This is a genomic window from Cellulosimicrobium composti, from assembly GCF_010287905.1.
GTDB classification, from domain to species: Bacteria; Actinomycetota; Actinomycetes; order Actinomycetales; family Cellulomonadaceae; genus Cellulosimicrobium; species Cellulosimicrobium composti.
The window spans coordinates 1-5608 of record NZ_JAAFAN010000117.1; the positions used below are offsets into that span (position 1 = coordinate 1).

A 5608-nucleotide genomic window follows, 5' to 3' on the forward strand; every position below is an offset into this window, starting at 1 on the left:
GGAAATGCCGAAGGCCCACCCCGTGTGGGGTGGGCCTTCGGTGAAGGGTTGTCCGGCGGCGTCCTACTCTCCCACCCCGTCTCCAGGGCAGTACCATCGGCGCTGAAGGGCTTAGCTTCCGGGTTCGGTATGGGACCGGGCGTTTCCCCTTCGCTGTGACCGCCGTAACTCTGTTGAACTGTCAACACGCTGGGGCACCCCGTGGGGTGTGGTGTTGGTGGTTCGGGAACCGCACAGTGGACGCGTAGCACGAGTGTGTTGGGTGTTGAAGTTGTCGGCTGATTAGTACCGGTCAGCTGCACGGGTCTTTCGTCCCCGCTTCCACGTCCGGCCTATCGACCCAGTGTTCTGCTGGGTGCCTCTCCCCCCGTAGGGGTTGGAAACCTCATCTTGAAGCAGGCTTCCCGCTTAGATGCTTTCAGCGGTTATCCCTTCCGAACGTAGCCAACCAGCGGTGCTCCTGGCGGAACAACTGGCACACCAGAGGTTCGTCCGTCCCGGTCCTCTCGTACTAGGGACAGCCCTTCTCAAGTTTCCTGCGCGCGCAGCGGATAGGGACCGAACTGTCTCACGACGTTCTAAACCCAGCTCGCGTACCGCTTTAATGGGCGAACAGCCCAACCCTTGGGACCTACTCCAGCCCCAGGATGCGACGAGCCGACATCGAGGTGCCAAACCATGCCGTCGATATGGACTCTTGGGCAAGATCAGCCTGTTATCCCCGGGGTACCTTTTATCCGTTGAGCGACGGCGCTTCCACAAGCCACCGCCGGATCACTAGTTCCGACTTTCGTCCCTGCTCGACCTGTCAGTCTCACAGTCAAGCTCCCTTGTGCACTTGCACTCGACACCTGATTGCCAACCAGGCTGAGGGAACCTTTGAGCGCCTCCGTTACATTTTAGGAGGCAACCGCCCCAGTTAAACTACCCACCAGGCACTGTCCCTGGTCCGGATCACGGACCGAGGTTAGACATCCGAAGCGGCCAGAGTGGTATTTCAACGTTGACTCCACCCGCACTGGCGTACGGGCTTCACAGTCTCCCACCTATCCTACACAAGCCGCACCGAACACCAATACCAAGCTATAGTAAAGGTCCCGGGGTCTTTCCGTCCTGCTGCGCGTAACGAGCATCTTTACTCGTAGTGCAATTTCGCCGAGTTCGCGGTTGAGACAGCGGAGAAGTCGTTACGCCATTCGTGCAGGTCGGAACTTACCCGACAAGGAATTTCGCTACCTTAGGATGGTTATAGTTACCACCGCCGTTTACTGGGGCTTAAATTCTGAGCTTCACCCCGAGGGGTTGACCCGTCCTCTTAACCTTCCAGCACCGGGCAGGCGTCAGTCCGTATACATCGTCTTGCGACTTCGCACGGACCTGTGTTTTTAGTAAACAGTCGCTTCTCCCTGGTCTCTGCGGCCGTCCACGCTCCCACCGCGAGGGTGTTCACGCTTCGGGCCCCCCTTCTCCCGAAGTTACGGGGGCATTTTGCCGAGTTCCTTAACCACGATTCTCTCGATCGCCTTAGTATTCTCTACCTGACCACCTGAGTCGGTTTGGGGTACGGGCGGCTAGAACCTCGCGTCGAGGCTTTTCTTGGCAGCATAGGATCACCCAGTTCGCGCTTGTGCGCTCACCGTCAGCTCTCAGCCTTGATGCCGGGCGGATTTGCCTACCCGACGGCCTACAGCCTTGGACGTGGTCAACCATCGCCACGCCGGGCTACCTTCCTGCGTCACCCCTGTTAATACGCTTACCTACTACCGGTTTGGGTCCCGCGCGCCCCTGCCCGGTGGCCCCGAAGGGCCGGTGGACAGGTTTGGGCGGTGAGCATCACCGGGCTCGGTATGGGCGGTTCTTCGCCGGTAGGAGAATATCAACTCCTTGTCCATCGACTACGCCTGTCGGCCTCGCCTTAGGTCCCGACTTACCCAGGGCGGATTAACCTGGCCCTGGAACCCTTGGTCATTCGGCGGACGGGTTTCTCACCCGTCTTTCGCTACTCATGCCTGCATTCTCACTCGTGTGGCCTCCACCGCTGGGTTCCCCCGCGGCTTCACCGCCCACACGACGCTCCCCTACCCACCTGCGCCTCTGGACCACGAAGGCCTGAGTTGAGCGCAGATGCCACGGCTTCGGCGGTGTACTTGAGCCCCGCTACATTGTCGGCGCGGAATCACTTGACCAGTGAGCTATTACGCACTCTTTCAAGGGTGGCTGCTTCTAAGCCAACCTCCTGGTTGTCTGTGCAACTCCACATCCTTTCCCACTTAGCACACGCTTAGGGGCCTTAGCCGGTGGTCTGGGCTGTTTCCCTCTCGACTACGGAGCTTATCCCCCGCAGTCTCACTGCCACGCTTCCACTTACCGGCATTCGGAGTTTGGCTGACGTCAGTAACCTTGTAGGGCCCATCGGCCATCCAGTAGCTCTACCTCCGGCAAGAAACACGTGACGCTGCACCTAAATGCATTTCGGGGAGAACCAGCTATCACGAAGTTTGATTGGCCTTTCACCCCTAACCACAGGTCATCCCCCAGGTTTTCAACCCTGGTGGGTTCGGTCCTCCACGCGGTCTTACCCGCGCTTCAACCTGCCCATGGCTAGATCACTTCGCTTCGGGTCTAGACCCAGCGACTGAATCGCCCTGTTCGGACTCGCTTTCGCTACGGCTTCCCCACACGGGTTAACCTCGCCACTGAGCACTAACTCGCAGGCTCATTCTTCAAAAGGCACGCTGTCACCCCAGCCAAGGAGGCTCCAACGGATTGTAGGCACACGGTTTCAGGTACTATTTCACTCCCCTCCCGGGGTACTTTTCACCTTTCCCTCACGGTACTGGTCCGCTATCGGTCACTAGGTAGTATTTAGGCTTAGCAAGTGGTCTTGCCAGATTCACACGAGATTTCTCGGGCCCCGTGCTACTTGGGATCCCCTTCGGGAGGCCGCACCATTTCGTCTACCGGACTCGCACCGTCTGTGGTCCGCCTTTCAATGCGGTTCGACTATGACACGGCTTTCTCACTCCCCGGCGGACTGTCAGATCCACCAGAAGGGTCCCACAACCCCGAACACGCAACGCCTGACAGCTTTACCACGCGCCCGGTTTGGCCTCATCCGCTTTCGCTCGCCACTACTCACGGAATATCTCTTCCTGTCGGTACTGAGATGTTTCACTTCCCGACGTTCCCTCCACACACCCTATATATTCAGGTGCGGGTCACACGACATGACTCGTGCGGGGTTCCCCCATTCGGAAACCCTCGGATCACAGCTCGTTTGCCAGCTCCCCGAGGCTTATCGCAGGCTACCACGTCCTTCTTCGGCTCCTAGTGCCAAGGCATCCACCCTGTGCCCTTAAAAACTTCAACAACAACAAAACTGCAGAGAACCAAGAACCACACCCCAAAGGGTGCGTCTTGATCTTTACAAAGATGCTCGCGTCCACTGTGCAGTTCTCAAACAACCAACGACCCCGACCCCCACCAGACCCGCCTACCCCACCCGATGCCCGAAGACACCCGACGAAGCGGTTCGTGGTCCGAGGACCGGCCCGTACCAGGCACCCCACCAACCGGTGGCCGGTGACCTGAGGACCCAACAGTGTGCTCGACAAGCCCCGACCCGTCCCCCAGTGAGGTTCCACCACACCCACCCACCAGCACACCACCCGAAGGCGACGCACCAGCCGGCAGACGCAGGTACTGACACCAGCGCACGACCAGAGCTCTTTCGTCAATGTTCCACCCATGAGCAACCACCCACCGCGCGTTCGGCGGCAGCGTGGCACCTGAACACCCCGGGCGACCAACGGCCGACCCCAGGAGTGCTGGTAGCTCCTTAGAAAGGAGGTGATCCAGCCGCACCTTCCGGTACGGCTACCTTGTTACGACTTAGTCCCAATCGCCAGTCCCACCTTCGACCACTCCCCCCACAAGGGTTGGGCCATGGGCTTCGGGTGTTACCGACTTTCGTGACTTGACGGGCGGTGTGTACAAGGCCCGGGAACGTATTCACCGCAGCGTTGCTGATCTGCGATTACTAGCGACTCCGACTTCATGGGGTCGAGTTGCAGACCCCAATCCGAACTGAGACCGGCTTTTTGGGATTCGCTCCACCTTACGGTATCGCAGCCCTTTGTACCGGCCATTGTAGCATGCGTGAAGCCCAAGACATAAGGGGCATGATGATTTGACGTCATCCCCACCTTCCTCCGAGTTGACCCCGGCAGTCTCCCATGAGTCCCCGGCATAACCCGCTGGCAACATGGGACGAGGGTTGCGCTCGTTGCGGGACTTAACCCAACATCTCACGACACGAGCTGACGACAACCATGCACCACCTGTGCACGAGTGTCCAAAGAGACCACCATCTCTGGTGGCTTCCCGTGCATGTCAAGCCTTGGTAAGGTTCTTCGCGTTGCATCGAATTAATCCGCATGCTCCGCCGCTTGTGCGGGCCCCCGTCAATTCCTTTGAGTTTTAGCCTTGCGGCCGTACTCCCCAGGCGGGGCACTTAATGCGTTTGCTGCGGCACGGAACTCGTGGAATGAGCCCCACACCTAGTGCCCAACGTTTACGGCATGGACTACCAGGGTATCTAATCCTGTTCGCTCCCCATGCTTTCGCTCCTCAGCGTCAGTTGCGGCCCAGAGACCTGCCTTCGCCATCGGTGTTCCTCCTGATATCTGCGCATTCCACCGCTACACCAGGAATTCCAGTCTCCCCTACCGCACTCTAGTCTGCCCGTACCCGATGCAAGCTCGAGGTTGAGCCTCGAGTTTTCACACCAGACGCGACAGACCGCCTACGAGCTCTTTACGCCCAATAATTCCGGACAACGCTTGCGCCCTACGTATTACCGCGGCTGCTGGCACGTAGTTAGCCGGCGCTTCTTCTGCAGGTACCGTCACTTGCGCTTCTTCCCTGCTGAAAGAGGTTTACAACCCGAAGGCCTTCATCCCTCACGCGGCGTCGCTGCATCAGGCTTGCGCCCATTGTGCAATATTCCCCACTGCTGCCTCCCGTAGGAGTCTGGGCCGTGTCTCAGTCCCAGTGTGGCCGGTCGCCCTCTCAGGCCGGCTACCCGTCGTCGCCTTGGTAGGCCATCACCCCACCAACAAGCTGATAGGCCGCGAGCCCATCCCTGACCGAAAAACTTTCCAACCACCCCCATGCGAAGGTAGCTCATATCCGGTATTAGCCCCGGTTTCCCGGAGTTATCCCGAAGTCAAGGGCAGGTTACTCACGTGTTACTCACCCGTTCGCCACTAATCCACCCAGCAAGCTGGGCTTCATCGTTCGACTTGCATGTGTTAAGCACGCCGCCAGCGTTCGTCCTGAGCCAGGATCAAACTCTCCGTAAATGAACAACGCCCACCACCGGGCAAACCCAGCGGTGAACAATCCATACGAAGCGAACCCCAAGGGTTCACAAGACTGGCATCAACACGAAAGATGACATCATCTTCCGAAATCAACCAAAGGAATCCCAGACACAACCAACCACCCCACCCGAACGAGCAGGAACGATCAGCCATGCCACAGGGACAAAAAATTTGGCATTGACTAACAAGCACACTGTTGAGTTCTCAAACAACCGACACACACC

3 rRNA genes are annotated in these 5608 nt (G+C 58.6%); all 3 read right to left on the minus strand.

The annotated features are described in order from the left end of the window. Positions 1 to 50: 50 nt before the first annotated feature. The 3 genes from rrf to GYH36_RS18740 all read right to left on the minus strand — a co-directional run bounded on the left by rrf (position 51) and on the right by GYH36_RS18740 (position 5363). Positions 51 to 167 (minus strand): 5S ribosomal RNA (rrf, locus tag GYH36_RS18730). Positions 168 to 262: 95 nt separating this feature from the next. Beyond that, a 23S ribosomal RNA gene (locus GYH36_RS18735) occupies positions 263 to 3369 on the minus strand. Positions 3370 to 3842: 473 nt separating this feature from the next. Then, a 16S ribosomal RNA gene (locus GYH36_RS18740) occupies positions 3843 to 5363 on the minus strand. Together the 16S, 23S and 5S rRNA genes form the textbook arrangement of a ribosomal RNA operon. Positions 5364 to 5608: the final 245 nt, after the last annotated feature.